Source organism: Mycobacterium sp. IDUB_3 (genome assembly GCF_055419585.1).
Genome location: NZ_JBVAXZ010000001.1, coordinates 1,675,011 through 1,694,077, shown reverse-complemented (window position 1 = coordinate 1,694,077; position 19,067 = coordinate 1,675,011). Strand labels below are relative to the sequence as shown.

At 64.2% G+C, this 19,067-nt stretch carries 17 protein-coding genes, 1 rRNA gene and 1 pseudogene; 18 read left to right on the top strand and 1 reads right to left on the bottom strand.

Annotated elements, in window-relative coordinates:
* Window positions 1-200 precede the first annotated feature (200 nt).
* From rho to ACZYVJ_RS07270, 16 genes and pseudogenes are all read left to right on the top strand, one after another.
* Window positions 201-2,054, top strand: a complete 1,854-nt coding sequence (gene rho / locus ACZYVJ_RS07345; protein ID WP_463830402.1) for a transcription termination factor Rho — start codon at window positions 201-203, stop codon at window positions 2,052-2,054.
* Between the two features lie 156 nt (window positions 2,055-2,210).
* A complete protein-coding gene (gene rpmE / locus ACZYVJ_RS07340; RefSeq protein ID WP_007773875.1) occupies window positions 2,211-2,441 on the top strand; it encodes a 50S ribosomal protein L31 in 231 nt (76 codons plus the stop codon).
* A gap of 99 nt (window positions 2,442-2,540) precedes the next feature.
* The gene (gene prfA / locus ACZYVJ_RS07335; protein ID WP_463830401.1) at window positions 2,541-3,614 is read left to right on the top strand and encodes a peptide chain release factor 1; all 1,074 of its coding nucleotides are present in this window, start codon (window positions 2,541-2,543) and stop codon (window positions 3,612-3,614) included.
* 28 nt (window positions 3,615-3,642) lie between these two features.
* The gene (gene prmC, locus ACZYVJ_RS07330; RefSeq protein ID WP_463830400.1) at window positions 3,643-4,587 is read left to right on the top strand and encodes a peptide chain release factor N(5)-glutamine methyltransferase; all 945 of its coding nucleotides are present in this window, start codon (window positions 3,643-3,645) and stop codon (window positions 4,585-4,587) included.
* Window positions 4,584-5,243, top strand: coding sequence for an L-threonylcarbamoyladenylate synthase (locus tag ACZYVJ_RS07325; RefSeq protein WP_463830399.1), 660 nt, complete (start codon window positions 4,584-4,586; stop codon window positions 5,241-5,243). Before prmC ends, ACZYVJ_RS07325 begins: the two co-directional genes overlap by 4 nt.
* Before the next feature lie 28 nt (window positions 5,244-5,271).
* Window positions 5,272-6,481 (top strand): annotated as a pseudogene (locus tag ACZYVJ_RS07320) (glycosyltransferase family 4 protein); the annotation flags it as partial.
* Between the two features lie 214 nt (window positions 6,482-6,695).
* Window positions 6,696-7,190, top strand: coding sequence for an ATP synthase subunit I (locus ACZYVJ_RS07315; RefSeq protein ID WP_463830398.1), 495 nt, complete (start codon window positions 6,696-6,698; stop codon window positions 7,188-7,190).
* Entirely contained in the window at window positions 7,183-7,941 is a 759-nt protein-coding gene (atpB, locus tag ACZYVJ_RS07310; RefSeq protein WP_064884916.1) for a F0F1 ATP synthase subunit A, read from the top strand. The genes ACZYVJ_RS07315 and atpB overlap by 8 nt, the downstream gene beginning before the upstream one ends.
* Window positions 7,942-8,027: 86 nt before the next feature.
* Window positions 8,028-8,276 carry a F0F1 ATP synthase subunit C gene (locus tag ACZYVJ_RS07305; RefSeq protein WP_112634346.1) on the top strand — a complete coding sequence of 83 codons (249 nt, stop codon included), beginning with the start codon at window positions 8,028-8,030 and terminating at the stop codon, window positions 8,274-8,276.
* A 5-nt stretch (window positions 8,277-8,281) separates the two neighbouring features.
* Window positions 8,282-8,815, top strand: coding sequence for a F0F1 ATP synthase subunit B (locus ACZYVJ_RS07300; RefSeq protein ID WP_463830397.1), 534 nt, complete (start codon window positions 8,282-8,284; stop codon window positions 8,813-8,815).
* 6 nt (window positions 8,816-8,821) lie between these two features.
* Window positions 8,822-10,162, top strand: coding sequence for a F0F1 ATP synthase subunit B/delta (locus ACZYVJ_RS07295; protein ID WP_463830396.1), 1,341 nt, complete (start codon window positions 8,822-8,824; stop codon window positions 10,160-10,162).
* 58 nt (window positions 10,163-10,220) lie between these two features.
* Window positions 10,221-11,930, top strand: coding sequence for a F0F1 ATP synthase subunit alpha (gene atpA, locus ACZYVJ_RS07290; protein WP_463830395.1), 1,710 nt, complete (start codon window positions 10,221-10,223; stop codon window positions 11,928-11,930).
* A 6-nt stretch (window positions 11,931-11,936) separates the two neighbouring features.
* Window positions 11,937-12,845 (top strand): F0F1 ATP synthase subunit gamma, encoded by a 909-nt coding sequence (locus tag ACZYVJ_RS07285; RefSeq protein ID WP_463830394.1) that lies wholly within the window; start codon window positions 11,937-11,939, stop codon window positions 12,843-12,845.
* A gap of 18 nt (window positions 12,846-12,863) precedes the next feature.
* Window positions 12,864-14,321: a F0F1 ATP synthase subunit beta gene (atpD, locus tag ACZYVJ_RS07280; RefSeq protein ID WP_463830393.1), complete on the top strand. Its 1,458-nt coding sequence runs from the start codon at window positions 12,864-12,866 to the stop codon at window positions 14,319-14,321.
* Between the two features lie 34 nt (window positions 14,322-14,355).
* On the top strand, window positions 14,356-14,721 hold the full coding sequence (locus ACZYVJ_RS07275) for a F0F1 ATP synthase subunit epsilon (RefSeq protein WP_007773895.1): 366 nt from the start codon (window positions 14,356-14,358) through the stop codon (window positions 14,719-14,721).
* Between the two features lie 6 nt (window positions 14,722-14,727).
* Window positions 14,728-15,171: a DUF2550 domain-containing protein gene (locus ACZYVJ_RS07270; protein WP_463830392.1), complete on the top strand. Its 444-nt coding sequence runs from the start codon at window positions 14,728-14,730 to the stop codon at window positions 15,169-15,171.
* 21 nt (window positions 15,172-15,192) lie between these two features.
* Here the strand turns inward: ACZYVJ_RS07270 and ACZYVJ_RS07265 are convergent, their stop codons facing one another.
* Window positions 15,193-15,774: a cob(I)yrinic acid a,c-diamide adenosyltransferase gene (locus ACZYVJ_RS07265; RefSeq protein ID WP_463830391.1), complete on the bottom strand. Its 582-nt coding sequence runs from the start codon at window positions 15,772-15,774 to the stop codon at window positions 15,193-15,195.
* 68 nt (window positions 15,775-15,842) lie between these two features.
* On the opposite strand from ACZYVJ_RS07265, the gene murA reads away from it, so the two are divergent.
* The gene (murA, locus tag ACZYVJ_RS07260) at window positions 15,843-17,096 is read left to right on the top strand and encodes a UDP-N-acetylglucosamine 1-carboxyvinyltransferase (RefSeq protein ID WP_463830390.1); all 1,254 of its coding nucleotides are present in this window, start codon (window positions 15,843-15,845) and stop codon (window positions 17,094-17,096) included.
* A gap of 372 nt (window positions 17,097-17,468) precedes the next feature.
* A 16S ribosomal RNA gene (locus ACZYVJ_RS07255) occupies window positions 17,469-18,999 on the top strand.
* The last annotated feature ends 68 nt before the right edge of the window (window positions 19,000-19,067 follow it).

Below are 19,067 nucleotides of genomic sequence, written 5' to 3'. Positions count from 1 at the left end.
CAATCGCAGCATCTGCATCTGCATCCATACTGCCTTGCCGCTAGGACACACCAATTCTTCTTGTGGACGAGGTTCGCCGTTTACTCCGCCGATCCAGGCGATCACCGTTGCAATGTCGATGATTGGGCGCACTCGGCAATTTGCCTGAATGCAACGAACCCTCCGTATGACCTGATCAGCGGGGGAAAGAAAGGAAATCCGTGACTGATACGGACCTGTTCACGGCTGGCGAAAACACTGACGCCAATCAACTCTCGAATGCCGTGACCACAGACACTCCAGACGCGAAACCCAACGTCTCGGGTGGTTCACTGTCCACGATGGTGCTGCCCGAGCTGCGCGCGCTGGCCAATCAAGTTGGCGTCAAAGGGACGTCGGGTATGCGTAAGAACGAACTGATCGCCGCGATCAAGGAAGTCCGTGGGCAGGCTAACGGCGCTCCCGCCAATGGCACCAAGCCCGCTGAGGACACCGGCAGGTCGGACAAAAAAGACGACGACAAGAACGACAACATCAGCGCCGACGCGCCGGCGGCCAAGGGCGACCAGAACGGTACGACCGAGGCGCCCCGCCGCGAACGACGCGGCGCTTCCCGCGAAACGGGATCCCCGGACCGCGGCAACGACGAGGCCGGCCGCGAGAGCTCGGGCAGCCGTGAGGGCGCCGCTCCCGGTCAGGCCGACCGCCGCGAGAAGGCCAAGCAAGACAACCAGAATGACGACCGCGGCCAAGACGGCGGTGGCGACCAGGATCAGAACTCCGGCGGCCAGCAGGGCCGCGGCGGCTCGAACCAGCAGGACGACGACGGCGAGGGCCGTCAGGGCCGGCGCGGACGCCGCTTCCGTGACCGCCGCCGCCGGGGTGAGCGCTCCGGTGAGGGTGGCGACACCGAGCTGCGCGAGGACGACGTCGTTCAGCCGGTAGCCGGCATTCTTGACGTTCTCGACAATTACGCTTTCGTGCGCACCTCCGGCTACCTGGCCGGCCCGCACGACGTCTATGTGTCGATGAACATGGTGCGCAAGAACGGCCTTCGTCGTGGTGACGCCGTCACCGGCGCGGTCCGCGTGCCCAAGGAAGGCGAACAGCCCAACCAGCGGCAGAAGTTCAACCCGTTGGTGCGCCTGGACAGCGTCAACGGCGGCTCAGTCGAGGACGCCAAGAAGCGCCCCGATTTCTCCAAGCTGACGCCGCTGTACCCCAACCAGCGCCTTCGTCTGGAAACCACCAGCGACCGGCTGACCACCCGGGTCATCGACCTGATCATGCCGATCGGTAAGGGCCAGCGCGCCCTGATCGTGTCGCCGCCCAAGGCCGGTAAGACGACGATCCTGCAGGACATCGCCAACGCGATCACCAGGAACAACCCGGAATGCCACCTCATGGTCGTGCTCGTCGACGAGCGGCCCGAGGAGGTGACCGACATGACCCGCTCGGTCAAGGGTGAGGTCATCGCCTCGACGTTCGACCGGCCGCCCTCGGACCACACCTCGGTCGCCGAACTGGCGATCGAGCGGGCCAAGCGGCTGGTTGAGCAGGGCAAGGACGTCGTCGTGCTGCTGGACTCCATCACCCGCCTCGGGCGCGCCTACAACAACGCGTCGCCCGCGTCGGGCCGGATCCTGTCCGGTGGTGTCGACTCCACCGCGCTGTACCCGCCCAAGCGGTTCCTGGGAGCCGCCCGCAACATCGAGGAAGGCGGGTCGCTGACCATCATCGCCACCGCGATGGTCGAGACGGGATCCACCGGTGACACGGTCATCTTCGAGGAGTTCAAGGGCACCGGTAACGCCGAGCTCAAGCTGGACCGCAAGATCTCCGAGCGGCGCGTCTTCCCGGCGGTCGACGTGAACCCGTCGGGTACCCGTAAGGACGAGCTGCTGCTGTCGCCGGACGAGTTCGGCATCGTGCACAAGCTGCGCCGCGTGCTGTCGGGGCTGGACTCGCATCAGGCCATCGACCTGCTGATGTCGCAGCTGCGCAAGACGAAGAACAACTACGAGTTCCTGGTCCAGGTGTCCAAGACGACACCCGGGGCGATGGACAACGACTAGCCGGGAATGCGCGGGCGCAGCTCGCTGTTTGGGATGATAGCGGTTGACCTGGCATAATCGGGGCTCGATTATCCGACAACCTGCTGAGGTTCGGAGTTCACGCCCGACCGTCCGAGTTTGGACGGGGGCGGGTGGCAAACGATCGAAGAGGACATCATGAAAGCTGACATTCACCCCGCCTACGGGGAGACCACGGTGCTCTGCGGGTGTGGCAACACCTTCCAGACGCGCAGCACCAAGGACGGCGGACACATCGTCGTCGAGGTCTGCTCGCAGTGCCACCCCTTCTACACCGGCAAGCAGAAGATCCTCGACAGCGGCGGCCGCGTGGCCCGCTTCGAGAAGCGGTACGGCAAGCGCAACGCCGGCGCTGCTGCCGACAAATAGCTCGGTTACCGACGCCCGAACTGTGCGCACCGTCGCCCAGGCCGGGCGTCGGTTTGCGTTCGGCGTAGTGACAGGCGAAGCGGGGCAGGAGGTGTGGCGGTGACCAAGCCGGTACAGACCATTGATGTGCTGCTGGCCGAGCACGCCGACCTCGAGCGCAGGCTGGCGGATCCGGAATTGCACAGCAATCCCGACGAGGCCCGCAAGGCCGGACGGCGGTTCGCCCGGCTGGCCCCGATCGTGGGCACCTACCGCAAGCTGGTGGCCGCGCGCGACGATCTGGAGACGGCGCGAGAGCTGGCCGCCGACGACGCGTCGTTCGCCGCCGAGGCGACGGATCTGGAAACGCAAGTGGCCGAGTTGGACACCCAACTCACCGACATGCTGGCGCCGCGCGACCCGCACGACGCCGACGACATCGTGCTCGAAGTGAAATCCGGTGAGGGCGGCGAAGAATCGGCGTTGTTCGCCGCTGACCTGGCGCGGATGTACATCCGCTACGCCGAGCGGCACGGCTGGACCGTCACCGTGCTGGACGAAACCACCTCGGACCTCGGCGGCTACAAGGACGCGACGCTGGCCATCGCCAGTAAGGGCGACACCGCCGACGGGGTCTGGTCGCGGATGAAATTCGAGGGCGGAGTGCACCGGGTGCAACGCGTCCCCGTGACGGAATCCCAAGGCCGCGTTCATACTTCGGCGGCCGGTGTGCTGGTGTATCCCGAACCCGAAGAAGTCGGCGAGGTGCAGATCGACGAGTCGGACCTGCGCATCGATGTCTACCGCTCCTCGGGCAAGGGCGGCCAGGGCGTCAACACCACCGACTCCGCGGTGCGCATCACGCACCTGCCCACCGGCATCGTCGTCACCTGCCAGAACGAACGCTCGCAGCTGCAGAACAAAGCCCGCGCGCTGCAGGTCCTGGCCGCCCGCCTGCAGGCCCTGGCCGAGGAGCAGGCCCTGGCGGACGCCTCGGCGGACCGGGCCAGCCAGATCCGCACCGTGGACCGCAGCGAACGCATCCGCACCTATAACTTCCCGGAAAACCGGATCGCGGACCATCGCATCAACTTCAAGTCGCACAACCTCGACCAGGTCCTCGACGGCGACCTCGACGCCCTGTTCGACGCCCTGGCCGCCGCCGACAAGCAGTCCCGGCTGCAACAGGCATGAACGTCCTGCGACGATGCAGAGTGAAGCGATGAGGTGGGGGCACGCCCCCGCAAGCGGGAGGTACCCCCACCCGCTTGCGGGGGAGAGCGGGACAATCCAGCTCAGTCTGCGGCGCGCGATCGACGATGCTGCGGCCACCCTCGCCGAAGCGGGAATCGATTCCGCGCGTTGGGATGCCGAGCAACTGGCTGCTCACCTGGCGGGAACCGACCGCGGGCGCCTGACCCTGCTGGACTCGCTCGGCGAGGAGTTCTTCGGGCGCTACCGCGACGTCGTCGCCGCGCGTTCGCAACGGGTGCCGTTGCAACATCTGCTGGGAACCGCGGCATTCGGTCCCGTGACTCTGCACGTCGGACCCGGGGTCTTCATACCCCGCCCCGAGACCGAGGCCCTGCTGGAATGGGCTGTCGCGCAACAACTTGCGCCGCGGCCCGTCATAGTCGACTTGTGCACCGGTTCGGGGGCTTTGGCTGTGGCGCTGGCCCACCACCTGCCCGCGGCGCGAATCATCGCCATCGACAACTCCGACGCCGCGCTCCAGTACGCGCGCCGCAACGCGCAGGGCACCGCGATCGAACTGCTGCGCGCCGACGTCACCGAGTTGGCGTGCCGGCCGGGGCTGCTCGGCGAGCTGGAGGGTCGGGTCGACATGGTGGTGGCCAACCCGCCCTACGTCCCCGACGATGCCGTGCTGGATCCCGAAGTTGCGCAACATGATCCGCACCAGGCGGTCTTCGGCGGTCCGGGCGGGCTGGCGGTGATCGCCCCTGTCCTCCGCCTCGCCGCTTGCTTGCTACGCCCGGGCGGATTGATCGGTGTCGAGCACGATGACACCACCTCGGCGCAGACGGTGCAATTATTCCATCGCACAGGGGCTTTCGACGACGTCCAGGCACGCCAAGACCTGACCGGGCGGCCACGATTCGTGACAGCCCGCAGGAGAGCGCCAACCGGGGGAGAGGCCCGCACGTGACTGAGGTCTTCGACTGTGCGGATCCCGGCCAGCGCGCACTGGGAATCGCCGCAGCGACAGGAGCGCTCAAGGGCGGCCGGCTGGTTGTCATGCCGACCGACACGGTGTACGGCATCGGCGCCGACGCGTTCAACAGCGCCGCGGTCTCCGCATTGCTGTCGGCAAAGGGCCGGGGGCGCGACATGCCGGTGGGCGTGCTGGTCGGCTCCTGGCACACCATCGAGGGACTCGTATACACCATGCCGGACGGGGCCCGCGACCTGATCCGCGCCTTCTGGCCGGGCGCATTGAGCCTCGTGGTGAGCCAAGCGCCGTCGTTGCAGTGGGATCTCGGCGACGCCCGCGGCACCGTGATGTTGCGGATGCCGCTGCATCCCGTCGCCATCGAACTGCTGCGTGAGGTCGGCCCCCTCGCGGTGTCCAGCGCCAACATCTCCGGCCACCCGGCGGCCGTGGACGCCAACGAGGCGCGCCGCCAGCTCGGCGACCTGGTGGACGTCTATCTGGAGGCCGGGCCCGCCGATCAGGGGGCCGCTTCGACGATCGTCGACCTGACCGGTGCAACGCCGCGGATCCTGCGGCCGGGCCCGGTGAGCGCGGAGCGGATCGCGGAAGTGCTCGCCGTCGATCCGGAAAGCCTGACCGCCCCGGCCTGACTGGAGTGGTTGTCGAGGTGCCAGGTTTGTCCAGTACGGTCTCGGTGATGTCCAGCGACGTAACCAACCTTGCGGGTGGTTTGGTCGCGCTCGGCGCCCGAGGCGCGGGCGTCCCGCTTCGTGAGTTGGCGCTGGTGGGATTGACCGCAGCGATCATCACGTACTTCGCGACCGGACCGGTCCGGCTGCTGGCCACCCGGCTGGGCGCGGTCGCCTATCCGCGCGAGCGCGACGTCCACGTCACGCCGACCCCCCGGATGGGCGGGCTGGCGATGTTCCTCGGCGTCATCACGGCCGTCTTTCTGGCGTCCCAACTTCCGGCGCTCACCCGCGGGTTCGTTTACTCCACCGGAATGCCCGCGGTCCTGGTGGCCGGCGCGGTCATCATGGGCATCGGCCTCATCGACGACCGTTGGGGCCTCGATGCTTTGACCAAGTTCGCCGGACAGATCACGGCCGCCAGCGTGCTGGTCACCATGGGCGTGGCGTGGAGCGTCCTCTACATCCCGATCGGCGGCGTCGGCACCATCGTGCTCGACCAGGCCTCGTCGATCCTGCTGACCCTCGCCCTGACCGTGTCGGTCGTCAACGCGATGAACTTCGTAGACGGGCTCGACGGTCTGGCCGCCGGGCTCGGTCTGATCACCGCGCTCGCCATCTGCATGTTCTCCGTCGGGTTGCTGCGCGACCACGGCGGTGACGTCCTGTTCTATCCGCCGGCGGTGATCTCGGTGGTGCTGGCCGGGGCGTGTCTGGGCTTTCTCCCGCACAACTTCCACCGAGCCAAGATCTTCATGGGCGACTCCGGCTCGATGCTGATCGGTCTGATGCTGTCGGCCGCGTCGACGACGGCCGCCGGCCCGGTCTCGCAGAACGCCTACGGCGCCCGTGACGTGTTCGTCCTGCTGTCGCCGTTCCTACTGGTGGCCGCGGTCATCTTCGTGCCGATGCTCGATTTGCTGCTGGCGATCGTGCGCCGCACCCGCGCGGGCCGCAGCGCGTTCAGCCCCGACAAGATGCACCTGCATCACCGGTTGCTGCAGATCGGTCACTCGCACCGGCGGGTGGTGTTGCTGATCTATCTGTGGGTCGGGATCGTCGCGTTCGGCGCCGCCAGCACAATCTTTTTCCGTCCCCGCGACACCGCCGCGGTGATGCTGGGGGCGATCCTGGTGGCCGGCATCGCGACGGCGATCCCGTTGTTGCGCCGTCGGGACGACTACTACGACGAGGAGTAGTAGTGGGGCGCGCGGTGTGGTACGGTGCTGGTAGAACCCCAAAACGCCGCGCAGGGGACCGGTCCATCGGAGGCTAATCCGATCGGGCTGGTTGAAGAGCGGCCTCGGGGATACCCCTTGGGTGATTCAACTGTGACGTGCGATACGCTCGGCGGGCCACCGATCAGTCGGTCGGGGGGTTCCCGTTTTACCAACCTGGGATTGAGGTGCTGCAGTGACGACACCAGCGCAGGACGCGCCGTTGGTGTTTCCCTCTGTTGCTTTCCGTCCGGTTCGGCTCTTCGTGATCAGCATTGCCATCACAGCGGTGGCGGTGCTCGCCGCCGGACTGTCCGGCCACCCGATGGTCGGGGTCTTCTTCGGCGTCGGGCTTCTCCTGGGTTTGCTCAATGCGGTGCTGGTGCGTCGCTCGGTTGAATCGATTACCGCCAAGGATCACCCGCTGAAAAGGTCGATGGCGGTCAACTCGGCGTCACGGCTGGCCATCATCACCGTCGTCGGGCTGATCATCGCCTACGTCTTTCGGCCCGCCGGCTTGGGCGTCGTGTTCGGGTTGGCGCTTTTCCAAGTCTTATTGGTCGCCTCGACAGCGCTTCCGGTGTGGAAGAAGCTGCGCGCCGGCGACTGGGCGGAGCCGTCGGACGGTGCCGAAGGCGGCGTGATCGCAGGGTCGGAAGGACCGGAAGGAAGGAACACCACCGATGCCTGAGACGACGTTCCTGGCCGAGGGCGCGATCGAGGTCGGCGCGCACACCCAAGCCAAGTGGCTCGGCTTGACCGTCAACACCGACACGATTCTGGCGACCGGGATCGCCGCGGTGATCGTGTTGGCACTGGCCTTCTTCCTGCGGGCGAAGATCACCTCCACGGGCGTGCCCAGCGGCGTTCAGCTGTTTTGGGAGGCCATCACGGTCCAGATGCGCGATCAGATCGAGAGCGCGGTCGGTATGCGGATCGCACCCTTCGTGCTGCCGCTGGCCGTCACCATCTTCGTGTTCATCCTGATCTCCAACTGGCTGTCGGTGCTGCCGCTGCAGTACACCGACAAGTCGGGACACACCACCGAGCTGCTGAAGTCGGCGGCGGCGGATATCAATTACGTTCTGGCGCTGGCTCTGTTCGTGTTCGTCTGCTACCACGTGGCGGGCATCTGGCGACGCGGCGTCGTCGGACACCCGCTGGCCGTGCTCAAGGGCCACGTGGCGTTCCTGGCGCCGATCAACCTGGTCGAAGAGCTCGCCAAGCCGATCTCGTTGTCTCTCCGACTTTTCGGCAACATCTTCGCCGGCGGCATCCTGGTCGCGCTGATCGCGCTGTTCCCGCCGTACATCATGTGGGCGCCCAACGCGATCTGGAAGGCCTTCGACCTGTTCGTCGGGGCGATCCAGGCCTTCATCTTCTCGATCCTGACCATCCTGTACTTCAGTCAAGCCATGGAGATCGAGGATCACCATGACTGAGCCTGTCGTGAATCGCTTCGAGTCACACACCATTACAGAAGCCTGGTAGACCGCTACCAGATTAGAGGAGGAAAACAATGCCCAGCTTGGACCCCCAAGTCGCAGCCGCAGCTCTCATCGGCGGTGGACTCATCATGGGCGGCGGCGCGATCGGTGCCGGTATCGGTGACGGCATCGCCGGTAACGCGCTGGTTTCCGGCATCGCCCGGCAGCCCGAGGCGCAAGGCCGGTTGTTTACGCCGTTCTTCATCACCGTCGGTCTGGTTGAGGCGGCCTACTTCATCAACCTGGCCTTCATGGCGCTGTTCGTCTTCGCAACCCCCGTCGGCAAGTAGTTCGCATGGGTGACGCGAGCCCGAGCGTTCTGGCATCCAGCCAGGTGGTGGCCGAGGGGGGCAACAACTTCCTCGTTCCTAACGGCACCTTCTTCTTCGTGCTGGCCATCTTCCTGATCGTGCTGGCCGTCATCGGCACATTCGTTGTGCCGCCGGTGATGAAGGTGTTGCGCGAACGCGACGCCATGGTCGCCAAGACGGCTGCCGACAACAAGAAAGCGGCAGAGCAGTTCGACGCGGCCAAGGCCGACTACGAAGAAGTACTGACCGAAGCCCGGGTAAAGGCGTCGTCATTGCGCGACAACGCCCGCGCCGAAGGTCGTAAGGTGGTCGAAGACGCGCGCGCCCGTGCCGAACAACAGGTGATGTCGACGTTGCAAATGGCATCCGAGCAATTGAAGCGGGAGAGGGACGCCGTGGAACTGGATCTGCGTGCCAATGTGGCGTCCATGTCGGCGACGTTGGCCAGTCGAATCCTCGGCGTCGACGTCGCCCCCGCCGCCGCGACCTCATCCGCAACCAAGTCATCCGGGCGGTAATCACGTATGTCGACTTTCATCGGCCAGTTGGTGGGCTTTGCGGCCATCGTGTTCCTGGTGGTGCGCTATGTCGTGCCGCCAGTGCGCCGGCTGATGGCCGCGCGGCAGGACGCCGTGCGCCAACAGCTGAAAGATGCTGCGACGGCAAGTGATCGGCTGACCGAGTCGACCACTGCGCACAGCAAGGCCGTGGACGCCGCCAAGGCCGAGGCCGAGCGGGTCGTCGAGGAGGCCCAGACCGACGCGGGCCGCATCGTCGAACAGTTGCGGGCCCAGGCTGATGTCGAGTCCGAACGCATCAACGTACAGGGCAGCCGCCAGGTCGACCTGTTGAGTACCCAGTTGAGCCGGCAGCTCCGTCTGGAACTCGGCCACGAGGCAGTGCGTCAGGCGGGTGAGTTGGTGCGCAACTACGTCGCCGACGCGGAACAACAGTCGGCCACCGTCGACCGGTTCCTCGACGAGCTCGACGAGATGGCGCCCGCGTCGGCCGACGTGCAATACCCGTTTATGACCAAGATGCGCTCGTCTAGTCGCGTCGCATTGGGTAATTTGTCGGACAAATTCAGCACCATCGCCAAAGATCTTGACAACAAGGGGCTTTCGGCCCTCTCCAGTGAACTGGTGGCGGTCGCTCAGATGCTGGACCGCGAGATCGTTGTCACGCGGTATCTCACCGTTCCCGCTGAGGATGGCGCTCCAAGGGTCCAGTTGATCGAGCGCTTGGTGTCCGGCAAGGTCGGCGACGCCACACTCGAGGTGCTGCGCTCGGCGGTCTCGGAGCGTTGGTCGGCCAACTCCGACCTCGTCGACGCCATCGAACACGTCTCTCGGCAGGCGTTGCTCGAAGTCGCCGAACGTGAGGACAAAGTCGACGAGGTCGAAGAACAGCTTTTCCGGTTCTCCCGCATCCTCGACGCGCAGCCGCAACTTTCCATTCTGCTAGGCGACTACGCCGTCCCCGTCGAGGGCCGAGTCGCGTTGTTGCGCAAGGTCCTTGACAGCGCAAGCGGCAAGGTCCACCCCATCGTGGTTGCCCTCCTGACCCAGACGGTCGAACTGCTTCGAGGCCAGTCGGCCGAGGACGCTGTTCAGTTCCTGACGGAGGTCGCCGTGGCGCGCCGCGGCGAGATCGTCGCCGCGGTCAGTGCGGCGGCCGAACTCAGCGATGGTCAGCGGTCTCGTCTCACCGACGTGCTCGGCCGCATCTACGGTCACACGGTGGCGGTGCAGCTGCAGGTCGATGCCGAACTACTGGGTGGCCTGCTCATATCCGTGGCCGATGAAGTGATCGACGGGACACTCGCTTCTCGCCTTGCCGCGGCCGAGGCTCAATTGCCCGACTGACACCAACCGTTCATCACAATTACACGCGAACCAAGATCAAGTAGGAAGACGAAAAGCCATGGCCGAGTTGACAATCTCCGCTGATGACATCCAGAGCGCCATCGAGGAGTACGTAGGCTCTTTCACGTCCGACACCTCCAGAGAAGAGGTCGGAACCGTCGTCGACGCTGGGGACGGCATCGCGCACGTCGAAGGCTTGCCCTCGGTCATGACCCAGGAACTGCTCGAGTTCCCCGGCGGGGTCCTCGGCGTCGCGCTCAACCTCGACGAGCACAGCGTCGGCGCGGTGATCCTGGGTGACTTCGAGAAGATCGAAGAGGGCCAGCAGGTCAAGCGCACCGGCGAAGTGCTGTCGGTACCCGTCGGTGACGGGTTCCTGGGGCGCGTCGTCAATCCGCTCGGCCAGCCCATCGACGGCCGCGGCGACATCGAGACCGATGTTCGTCGCGCACTGGAGATTCAGGCGCCGTCGGTGGTGAATCGGCAGAGCGTGAGCGAGCCCCTGCAGACCGGTATCAAGGCCATCGACGCGATGACCCCGATCGGCCGCGGCCAGCGCCAGTTGATCATCGGCGATCGCAAGACCGGTAAGACCGCTGTCTGCGTGGACACCATCCTCAACCAGCGGGAGAACTGGGAGAGCGGCGACGAACGCAAGCAGGTGCGCTGCGTGTACGTGGCCATCGGCCAGAAGGGCACCACGATCGCGTCGGTGCGGCGCGCCCTGGACGAGGGTGGCGCGATGGACTACACCACCATCGTCGCGGCGCCGGCATCCGACTCCGCCGGCTTCAAATGGCTTGCGCCCTACACGGGTTCGGCGATCGCCCAGCACTGGATGTATGAAGGCAAGCACGTGCTGATCGTCTTCGACGACCTCAGCAAGCAGGCCGAGGCCTACCGGGCGATCTCGTTGTTGCTGCGCCGGCCGCCGGGTCGCGAGGCGTACCCGGGCGATGTGTTCTATCTGCACTCGCGCCTGCTGGAGCGCTGCGCCAAGCTGTCCGACGAACTCGGTGGTGGCTCGCTGACAGGGCTGCCGATCATCGAGACCAAGGCCAACGACATCTCGGCTTACATCCCGACCAACGTCATCTCCATCACCGACGGGCAGTGCTTCCTGGAGTCCGACCTGTTCAATCAGGGTGTGCGGCCCGCCATCAACGTCGGTGTGTCGGTGTCCCGCGTGGGTGGTGCGGCGCAGATCAAGGCCATGAAAGAGGTGGCCGGCTCGCTGCGTCTGGACCTGTCGCAGTACCGCGAACTGGAATCGTTCGCGGCCTTCGCTTCAGACCTGGACGCGACGTCCAAGGCGCAGCTGGAACGCGGTGAGCGCCTGGTCGAACTGCTGAAACAACCGCAGTACCAGCCCATGCCGGTTGAGGAGCAGGTGGTTTCGATCTTCCTGGGCACCGGCGGCCACCTGGACTCGGTGCCCGTCGAGGACGTCCGGCGCTTCGAGACCGAGCTGTTGGACCACATGCGGGCTTCGGAAGAGAAGTTCCTGGCCGGCGTCCGGGATAGCGGCAAGCTCTCCGAAGAGGGCGAGAACCAGCTCACCGAGATCATCAACAACTTCAAGAAGGGCTTCGCGGCCACCGGCGGGGGATCGGTCGTGCCCGACGAGCACGTCGAGCCCTTGGACGAAGGCGATCTGGAAAAGGAATCAGTACAGGTCAAGAAGGAGAAGCCGAAGGACAAGAAGGACAAGCCGAAGGACAAGAAGGAATCCACGGATTCCAAGGCCTCCGGCAAGGACAAGAAGTAACTACCGATGGCAGCGACACTTCGCGAACTACGTGGCCGGATTCGTTCGGCAGGGTCGATCAAGAAGATCACCAAGGCCCAGGAGATGATTGCGACATCACGCATCGGAAAGGCGCAGGCCCGGCTGGAATCGGCCCGGCCCTACGCATTCCAGATCACGTCGATGCTCACCACGTTGTCCTCCGAAGCCGCGTTGGACCATCCGTTGCTGGTCGAGCGAGAAGAGCCGAAGCGGGCCGGCGTCCTGGTGGTGTCCTCGGACCGTGGCTTGTGCGGCGCCTACAACTCGAGCATCTTCCGTCGCTCCGAGGAGCTGTTCTCCCTGCTGAGGGAGGAAGGCAAGACGCCTGTCGTCTACACGGTGGGTCGTAAGGCGCTGAATTACTTCAAGTTCCGCAACTGGGACATCTCGGATTCGTGGACGGGCTTTTCCGAGCAACCCACGTATGAAAACGCCGTGGAGATCGCGTCCACCTTGGTCGAGACTTTCATGGCAGGCGCGGGCGACGACGACTCACAGGACGACCAGGGAGTCGATGAACTGCACATCGTTTACTCCGAGTTCAAGTCGATGATGTCGCAGGCCGCGGTGGCTCACCGCATCGCTCCGTTGGTGATGGAATACGTCGAGGACACTGACGAACTCCACACGTTGTACTCGTTCGAGCCTGACGCGACAACGCTTTTCGAGGCGCTGCTGCCGCGGTATGTGACGACCCGGGTTTACGCGGCGCTACTCGAATCGGCGGCATCGGAGCTCGCGTCGCGACAACGAGCGATGAAGTCGGCAACGGACAACGCGGACGACCTGATCAAAGAGCTCACGCTGATGGCGAACCGCGAGCGACAGGCTCAGATCACCCAAGAGATCAGCGAAATCGTCGGCGGCGCAAACGCGCTGGCCGACGCTAAGTAGCACACGAGGAAGAAGAAAATGACTGCTACTGACGAAAAGACCGACAAGTCCACAAAGTCCGAGACCAGCGGCCGCGTGGTGCGAATCACCGGCCCCGTCGTTGACGTCGAGTTCCCACGCGGCTCCGTGCCGGAACTGTTCAACGCGCTGAACGCCGAGATCACGTTCGAGGAGCTCAAGAAGACCCTCACGCTCGAGGTCGCACAGCACCTCGGCGACAATCTTGTTCGCACGATTTCCATGCAGCCCACCGACGGCCTGGTGCGCGGGGTCGAGGTGACGGACAGCGGCAAGTCGATCTCCGTGCCGGTCGGCCAGGAGGTCAAGGGCCACGTCTTCAATGCCCTGGGGCTTTGCCTCGACAAGCCGGGCTATGGAGAAGACTTCGAACACTGGTCGATTCACCGCAAGCCGCCGCCGTTCGAGGAACTCGAGCCGCGCACCGAGATGCTCGAGACGGGTCTGAAGGTCGTCGACCTGCTCACCCCGTACGTGCGTGGCGGCAAGATCGCGTTGTTCGGCGGCGCCGGTGTGGGCAAGACGGTGCTGATCCAGGAGATGATCAACCGCATTGCCCGGAACTTCGGTGGTACTTCGGTTTTCGCCGGCGTCGGTGAGCGCACCCGTGAGGGCAACGACCTGTGGGTCGAGCTCAAAGAAGCCGACGTGCTCAAGGACACCGCGCTGGTGTTCGGTCAGATGGACGAGCCGCCCGGCACCCGCATGCGGGTGGCTCTTTCTGCGCTGACCATGGCGGAGTGGTTCCGCGACGAGGCCGGCCAGGACGTGCTGCTCTTCATCGACAACATCTTCCGGTTCACCCAGGCCGGGTCCGAGGTCTCCACGCTGCTCGGTCGTATGCCGTCCGCCGTGGGTTACCAGCCCACGCTGGCCGACGAGATGGGTGAGCTGCAGGAGCGCATCACCTCGACGCGAGGCAAGTCCATTACCTCCATGCAGGCCGTGTACGTGCCCGCCGACGACTACACCGACCCGGCGCCGGCGACGACGTTCGCCCACCTCGACGCCACCACCGAGCTGTCGCGTTCGGTGTTCTCCAAGGGCATCTTCCCTGCGGTGGACCCGCTGGCATCTAGCTCGACCATCCTCGACCCGAGCGTCGTCGGTGACGAGCACTACCGGGTGGCCCAGGAAGTCATCCGAATCCTGCAGCGGTACAAGGACCTGCAGGACATCATCGCGATCCTCGGTATCGACGAGTTGTCCGAAGAGGACAAGCAGCTCGTTCAGCGTGCACGACGGATCGAGCGATTCCTGTCGCAGAACATGATGGCGGCCGAGCAGTTCACCGGGCAGCCGGGCTCGACGGTGCCGCTGAAGGAGACCATCGAGGCGTTCGACCGCCTGACCAAGGGCGATTTCGACCACGTCCCGGAGCAGGCGTTCTTCTTGATCGGTGGCCTCGACGACCTGGCGAAGAAGGCCGAAGGCTTTGGCGCCAAACTGGAATCCTGAGGCGTGAGCGAACAGGCTCTGAAAGGCTCGTGGCATGGCTGAATTGAACGTTGAGATAGTCGCCGTCGACCGCAAGATCTGGTCGGGTGAAGCAACGTTCCTGTTCACCCGCACCACCGTCGGCGAGATCGGCATCATGCCGCGGCACATCCCGCTGGTAGGGCAGTTGGTCGACGACGCAATGGTGCGCGTCGAACGAGAAGGCGAAGACGATCTGCGGATCGCGGTCGACGGCGGATTCCTGTCCGTGACCGAGGAATCGGTGACGATCCTCGCCGAATCCGCCGAGTTCGAGTCGGAGATCGACGAGAGCGCCGCCAGAGAGGCTGCTGAGTCTGACGATCCGCGTATCGCCGCCAGAGGGCGCGCGAGATTGCGCGCCGTCGGCGCGATCGACTAACCGCCGATGAGCGCGCCCATGGTCGGCATGGTCGTGCTCGTCGTCGTGCTGGCGAGCGCCGTCATCGGGCTGAGTTATCGGTTGTGGAAGCTGCGTCAGGGCGGCACGGCCGGGATCATGCGAGACATTCCCGCGGTCGGAGGCCATGGCTGGCGGCACGGCGTAATCCGTTACCGCGGTGGTGAAGCCGCGTTCTACCGGCTTTCCAGTTTGCGACTGTGGCCGGACCGGCGGCTGAGCCGGCGAGGCGTGGAGATCGTGTCCCGGCGTGCGCCGCGCGGCGACGAGTTCGACATCATGACCGACGAGATCGTCGTCATCGAACTGCGTGACACGACCCAGGACCGCAGGTCTGGCTACGAGATCGCTTTCGACAAGGGCGCATTGACCGCATTCCTGTCCTGGCTGGAGTCGCGTCCGTCACCCCGGTCCCGCCGGCGCAGCCTGTAGGCGCACAGGGCTGCCGGCTGACTACGTGCCGACGTTCTCGCCGCCGGGTTTCCAGAGCACGTCGCCGTCGGGGTTGGCCACGCGCGACAGGATGAACAGCAGATCCGACAGGCGGTTCAGGTATTTCGCGGGCAGGACGTTGACCTGCCCGGGCGCGGCGTCGATCGCAGCCCACGCCGACCGCTCGGCTCGACGTACCACGGTGCGGGCGACGTGCAGCAACGCCGACAACGGCGAACCACCAGGCAGCACAAAAGAATTCAACTTCGGCAACGGCTCGTTATAAGTGTCACACCACTTTTCGAGCCGATCGATGTAGGGCTGGGTGACCCGCAGCGGCGGATATTCGGGGTTTTCGACCACGGGAGTCGACAGATCCGCGCCGGCGTCGAACAAATCGTTCTGGATCTGCCGCAGCACACCCGTGAGCTTCTCGTCGGGCTGACCCACGGCGACCGCGGCGCCGATCGCCGAGTTGGCTTCGTCACAATCTGCGTACGCCACCAGGCGAGGGTCGTTCTTGGATACCCGCGAGAAGTCACTCAATCCCGTGGTGCCGTCATCGCCGGTTCGGGTGTAGATGCGAGTCAGGTGTACAGCCATGAGCAAACCGTACTCGGGTGTGGGTTGGCCGACTGACAAGCCGATACCGCTTCACTAGACTGACGCGGGTGGCTGAGCGATTCGTGGTGACCGGCGGCAACCGCTTGTCAGGCGAAGTCGCCGTAGGGGGCGCAAAAAACAGTGTGCTCAAGCTGATGGCCGCGACGCTGTTGGCCGAAGGCACCAGCACGATCACCAACTGCCCCGACATCCTTGATGTGCCGCTGATGGCGGAGGTGCTGCGCGGCCTGGGCGCAACCGTCGAACTGGACGGCGACGTTGCGCGAATCACCTCTCCGGATGAGCCCAAGTACGACGCCGACTTCGCCGCGGTGCGACAGTTCCGCGCGTCGGTATGTGTGCTGGGACCGCTGGTCGGCCGCTGCAAGCGCGCCCGCGTCGCGCTGCCGGGCGGCGATGCGATCGGATCTCGCCCGCTGGACATGCATCAGGCCGGCCTGCGCCAACTCGGTGCGCAATGCAACATCGAGCACGGATGCGTGGTGGCACAAGCCGATACGTTGCGCGGGGCGGAGATTCAGCTGGAGTTCCCCTCGGTGGGAGCCACCGAGAACATCCTGATGGCCGCCGTCGTGGCCGAGGGCGTGACCACCATCCACAACGCCGCACGCGAGCCCGACGTCGTGGATCTGTGCACGATGCTGAACCAGATGGGCGCGCAAATCGAGGGCGCGGGTTCGCCGACGATGACCATCACCGGCGTGCCGAAGCTGCATCCGACCGAGCACCGCGTCATCGGGGATCGCATCGTCGCCGCCACCTGGGGGATCGCCGCTGCGATAACCCGCGGAGACATCACGGTGACTGGCATCGACCCGGCACACCTGCAGGTGGTGCTGCACAAGCTGCACGACGCCGGCGCCACCGTCACCCAAACCGACAACAGCTTCCGGGTGGCGCAGTACGAGCGCCCGAAGGCCGTCAACGTGGCGACCCTGCCGTTCCCCGGATTCCCGACGGACCTGCAGCCGATGGCGATCGCGCTGGCCTCGATCGCCGACGGCACGTCGATGATCACCGAGAACGTGTTCGAGGCACGCTTTCGGTTCGTTGAAGAAATGATCCGTCTTGGCGCCGACGCGCGTACCGACGGGCATCACGCCGTCGTTCGGGGGTTGCCGCAATTGTCGAGCGCACCGGTGTGGTGTTCGGACATTCGAGCCGGCGCCGGCCTGGTGTTGGCTGGGCTTGTCGCCGACGGAGACACCGAGGTCCACGACGTCTTCCACATCGATCGCGGCTACCCGTTGTTCGTGGAGAACCTGGCGATTTTGGGAGCGGAGATCGAGCGGGTACAGTAACCAAAGTCAGTGCCCCACAAGCGCGGTCACCAACGCGAAGGTGGACGAGAGCGGGGCCTTGACTCCCTCGCTGGATTGGTACTAGCCTGGCACGGCTGCTCCCGACACGGTCTCTAGAAGATCAAAATTGGGAGTTGACTTACCTGCCGGATCTGTATTAAGCTGGCAGGGTTGCCCCAAAACGGGCGAAACAAGTGTTGTTTGAGAACTCAATAGTGTGTTTGGTCTTTTTATTTTGTTGTTGTTTTTTTGGCCATACCTAAACACCCCCCGTGTGTTTGTATGGCCGTTATTTTGATGCCAGTTTTTGGTGTCTTTTTGTTAGGTCAGATTTTCTCTGATTTGAATTCACCTCGTTCTGCGAGGAGTTTTTGTTTGGAGAGTTTGATCCTGGCTCAGGACGAACGCTGGCGGCGTGCTTAACACATGCAAGTCGAACGGAAAGGCCTCTTCGGAGGTACTCGAGTGGCGAACGGGTGAGTAACACGTGGGCAATCTGCCCTGCACTTCGGGATAAGCCTGGGAAACTGGGTCTAATACCGGATAGGACCTTTAGACGCATGTCTTTTGGTGGAAAGCTTTTGCGGTGTGGGATGGGCCCGCGGCCTATCAGCTTGTTGGTGGGGTGATGGCCTACCAAGGCGACGACGGGTAGCCGGCCTGAGAGGGTGTCCGGCCACACTGGGACTGAGATACGGCCCAGACTCCTACGGGAGGCAGCAGTGGGGAATATTGCACAATGGGCGCAAGCCTGATGCAGCGACGCCGCGTGGGGGATGACGGCCTTCGGGTTGTAAACCTCTTTCACCATCGACGAAGGTCCGGGTTTTCTCGGATTGACGGTAGGTGGAGAAGAAGCACCGGCCAACTACGTGCCAGCAGCCGCGGTAATACGTAGGGTGCGAGCGTTGTCCGGAATTACTGGGCGTAAAGAGCTCGTAGGTGGTTTGTCGCGTTGTTCGTGAAATCTCACGGCTTAACTGTGAGCGTGCGGGCGATACGGGCAGACTAGAGTACTGCAGGGGAGACTGGAATTCCTGGTGTAGCGGTGGAATGCGCAGATATCAGGAGGAACACCGGTGGCGAAGGCGGGTCTCTGGGCAGTAACTGACGCTGAGGAGCGAAAGCGTGGGGAGCGAACAGGATTAGATACCCTGGTAGTCCACGCCGTAAACGGTGGGTACTAGGTGTGGGTTTCCTTCCTTGGGATCCGTGCCGTAGCTAACGCATTAAGTACCCCGCCTGGGGAGTACGGCCGCAAGGCTAAAACTCAAAGGAATTGACGGGGGCCCGCACAAGCGGCGGAGCATGTGGATTAATTCGATGCAACGCGAAGAACCTTACCTGGGTTTGACATGCACAGGACGCGTCTAGAGATAGGCGTTCCCTTGTGGCCTGTGTGCAGGTGGTGCATGGCTGTCGTCAGCTCGTGTCGTGAGATGTTGGGTTAAGTCCCGCAACGAGCGCAACCCTTGTCTCATGTTGCCAGCGGGTAATGCCGGGGACTCGTGAGAGACTGCCGGGGTCAACTCGGAGGAAGGTGGGGATGACGTCAAGTCATCATGCCCCTTATGTCCAGGGCTTCACACATGCTACAATGGCCGGTACAAAGGGCTGCGATGCCGTAAGGTTAAGCGAATCCTTTTAAAGCCGGTCTCAGTTCGGATTGGGGTCTGCAACTCGACCCCATGAAGTCGGAGTCGCTAGTAATCGCAGATCAGCAACGCTGCGGTGAATACGTTCCCGGGCCTTGTACACACCGCCCGTCACGTCATGAAAGTCGGTAACACCCGAAGCCAGTGGCCTAACCTTTTGGAGGGAGCTGTCGAAGGTGGGATCGGCGATTGGGACGAAGTCGTAACAAGGTAGCCGTACCGGAAGGTGCGGCTGGATCACCTCCTTTCTAAGGAGCACCACGAAAAGCACTCCAATTGGTGGAGTGCGAGCCGTGAGGGGTTCTCGTCTGTAGTG

Bases quoted from the DNA above. Each gene is read 5' to 3' on its own strand.
- atpD (WP_463830393.1), top strand. From the start codon at position 12,864: ATGACTGCTACTGACGAAAAGACCGACAAGTCCACAAAGTCCGAGACC.
- ACZYVJ_RS07270 (WP_463830392.1), top strand. From the start codon at position 14,728: ATGAGCGCGCCCATGGTCGGCATGGTCGTGCTCGTCGTCGTGCTGGCG.
- ACZYVJ_RS07295 (WP_463830396.1), top strand. From the start codon at position 8,822: ATGTCGACTTTCATCGGCCAGTTGGTGGGCTTTGCGGCCATCGTGTTC.
- ACZYVJ_RS07275 (WP_007773895.1), top strand. From the start codon at position 14,356: ATGGCTGAATTGAACGTTGAGATAGTCGCCGTCGACCGCAAGATCTGG.
- ACZYVJ_RS07300 (WP_463830397.1), top strand. From the start codon at position 8,282: ATGGGTGACGCGAGCCCGAGCGTTCTGGCATCCAGCCAGGTGGTGGCC.
- prmC (WP_463830400.1), top strand. From the start codon at position 3,643: ATGAGGTGGGGGCACGCCCCCGCAAGCGGGAGGTACCCCCACCCGCTT.
- atpA (WP_463830395.1), top strand. From the start codon at position 10,221: ATGGCCGAGTTGACAATCTCCGCTGATGACATCCAGAGCGCCATCGAG.
- rpmE (WP_007773875.1), top strand. From the start codon at position 2,211: ATGAAAGCTGACATTCACCCCGCCTACGGGGAGACCACGGTGCTCTGC.
- atpB (WP_064884916.1), top strand. From the start codon at position 7,183: ATGCCTGAGACGACGTTCCTGGCCGAGGGCGCGATCGAGGTCGGCGCG.
- ACZYVJ_RS07285 (WP_463830394.1), top strand. From the start codon at position 11,937: ATGGCAGCGACACTTCGCGAACTACGTGGCCGGATTCGTTCGGCAGGG.
- ACZYVJ_RS07265 (WP_463830391.1), bottom strand. From the start codon at position 15,774: ATGGCTGTACACCTGACTCGCATCTACACCCGAACCGGCGATGACGGC.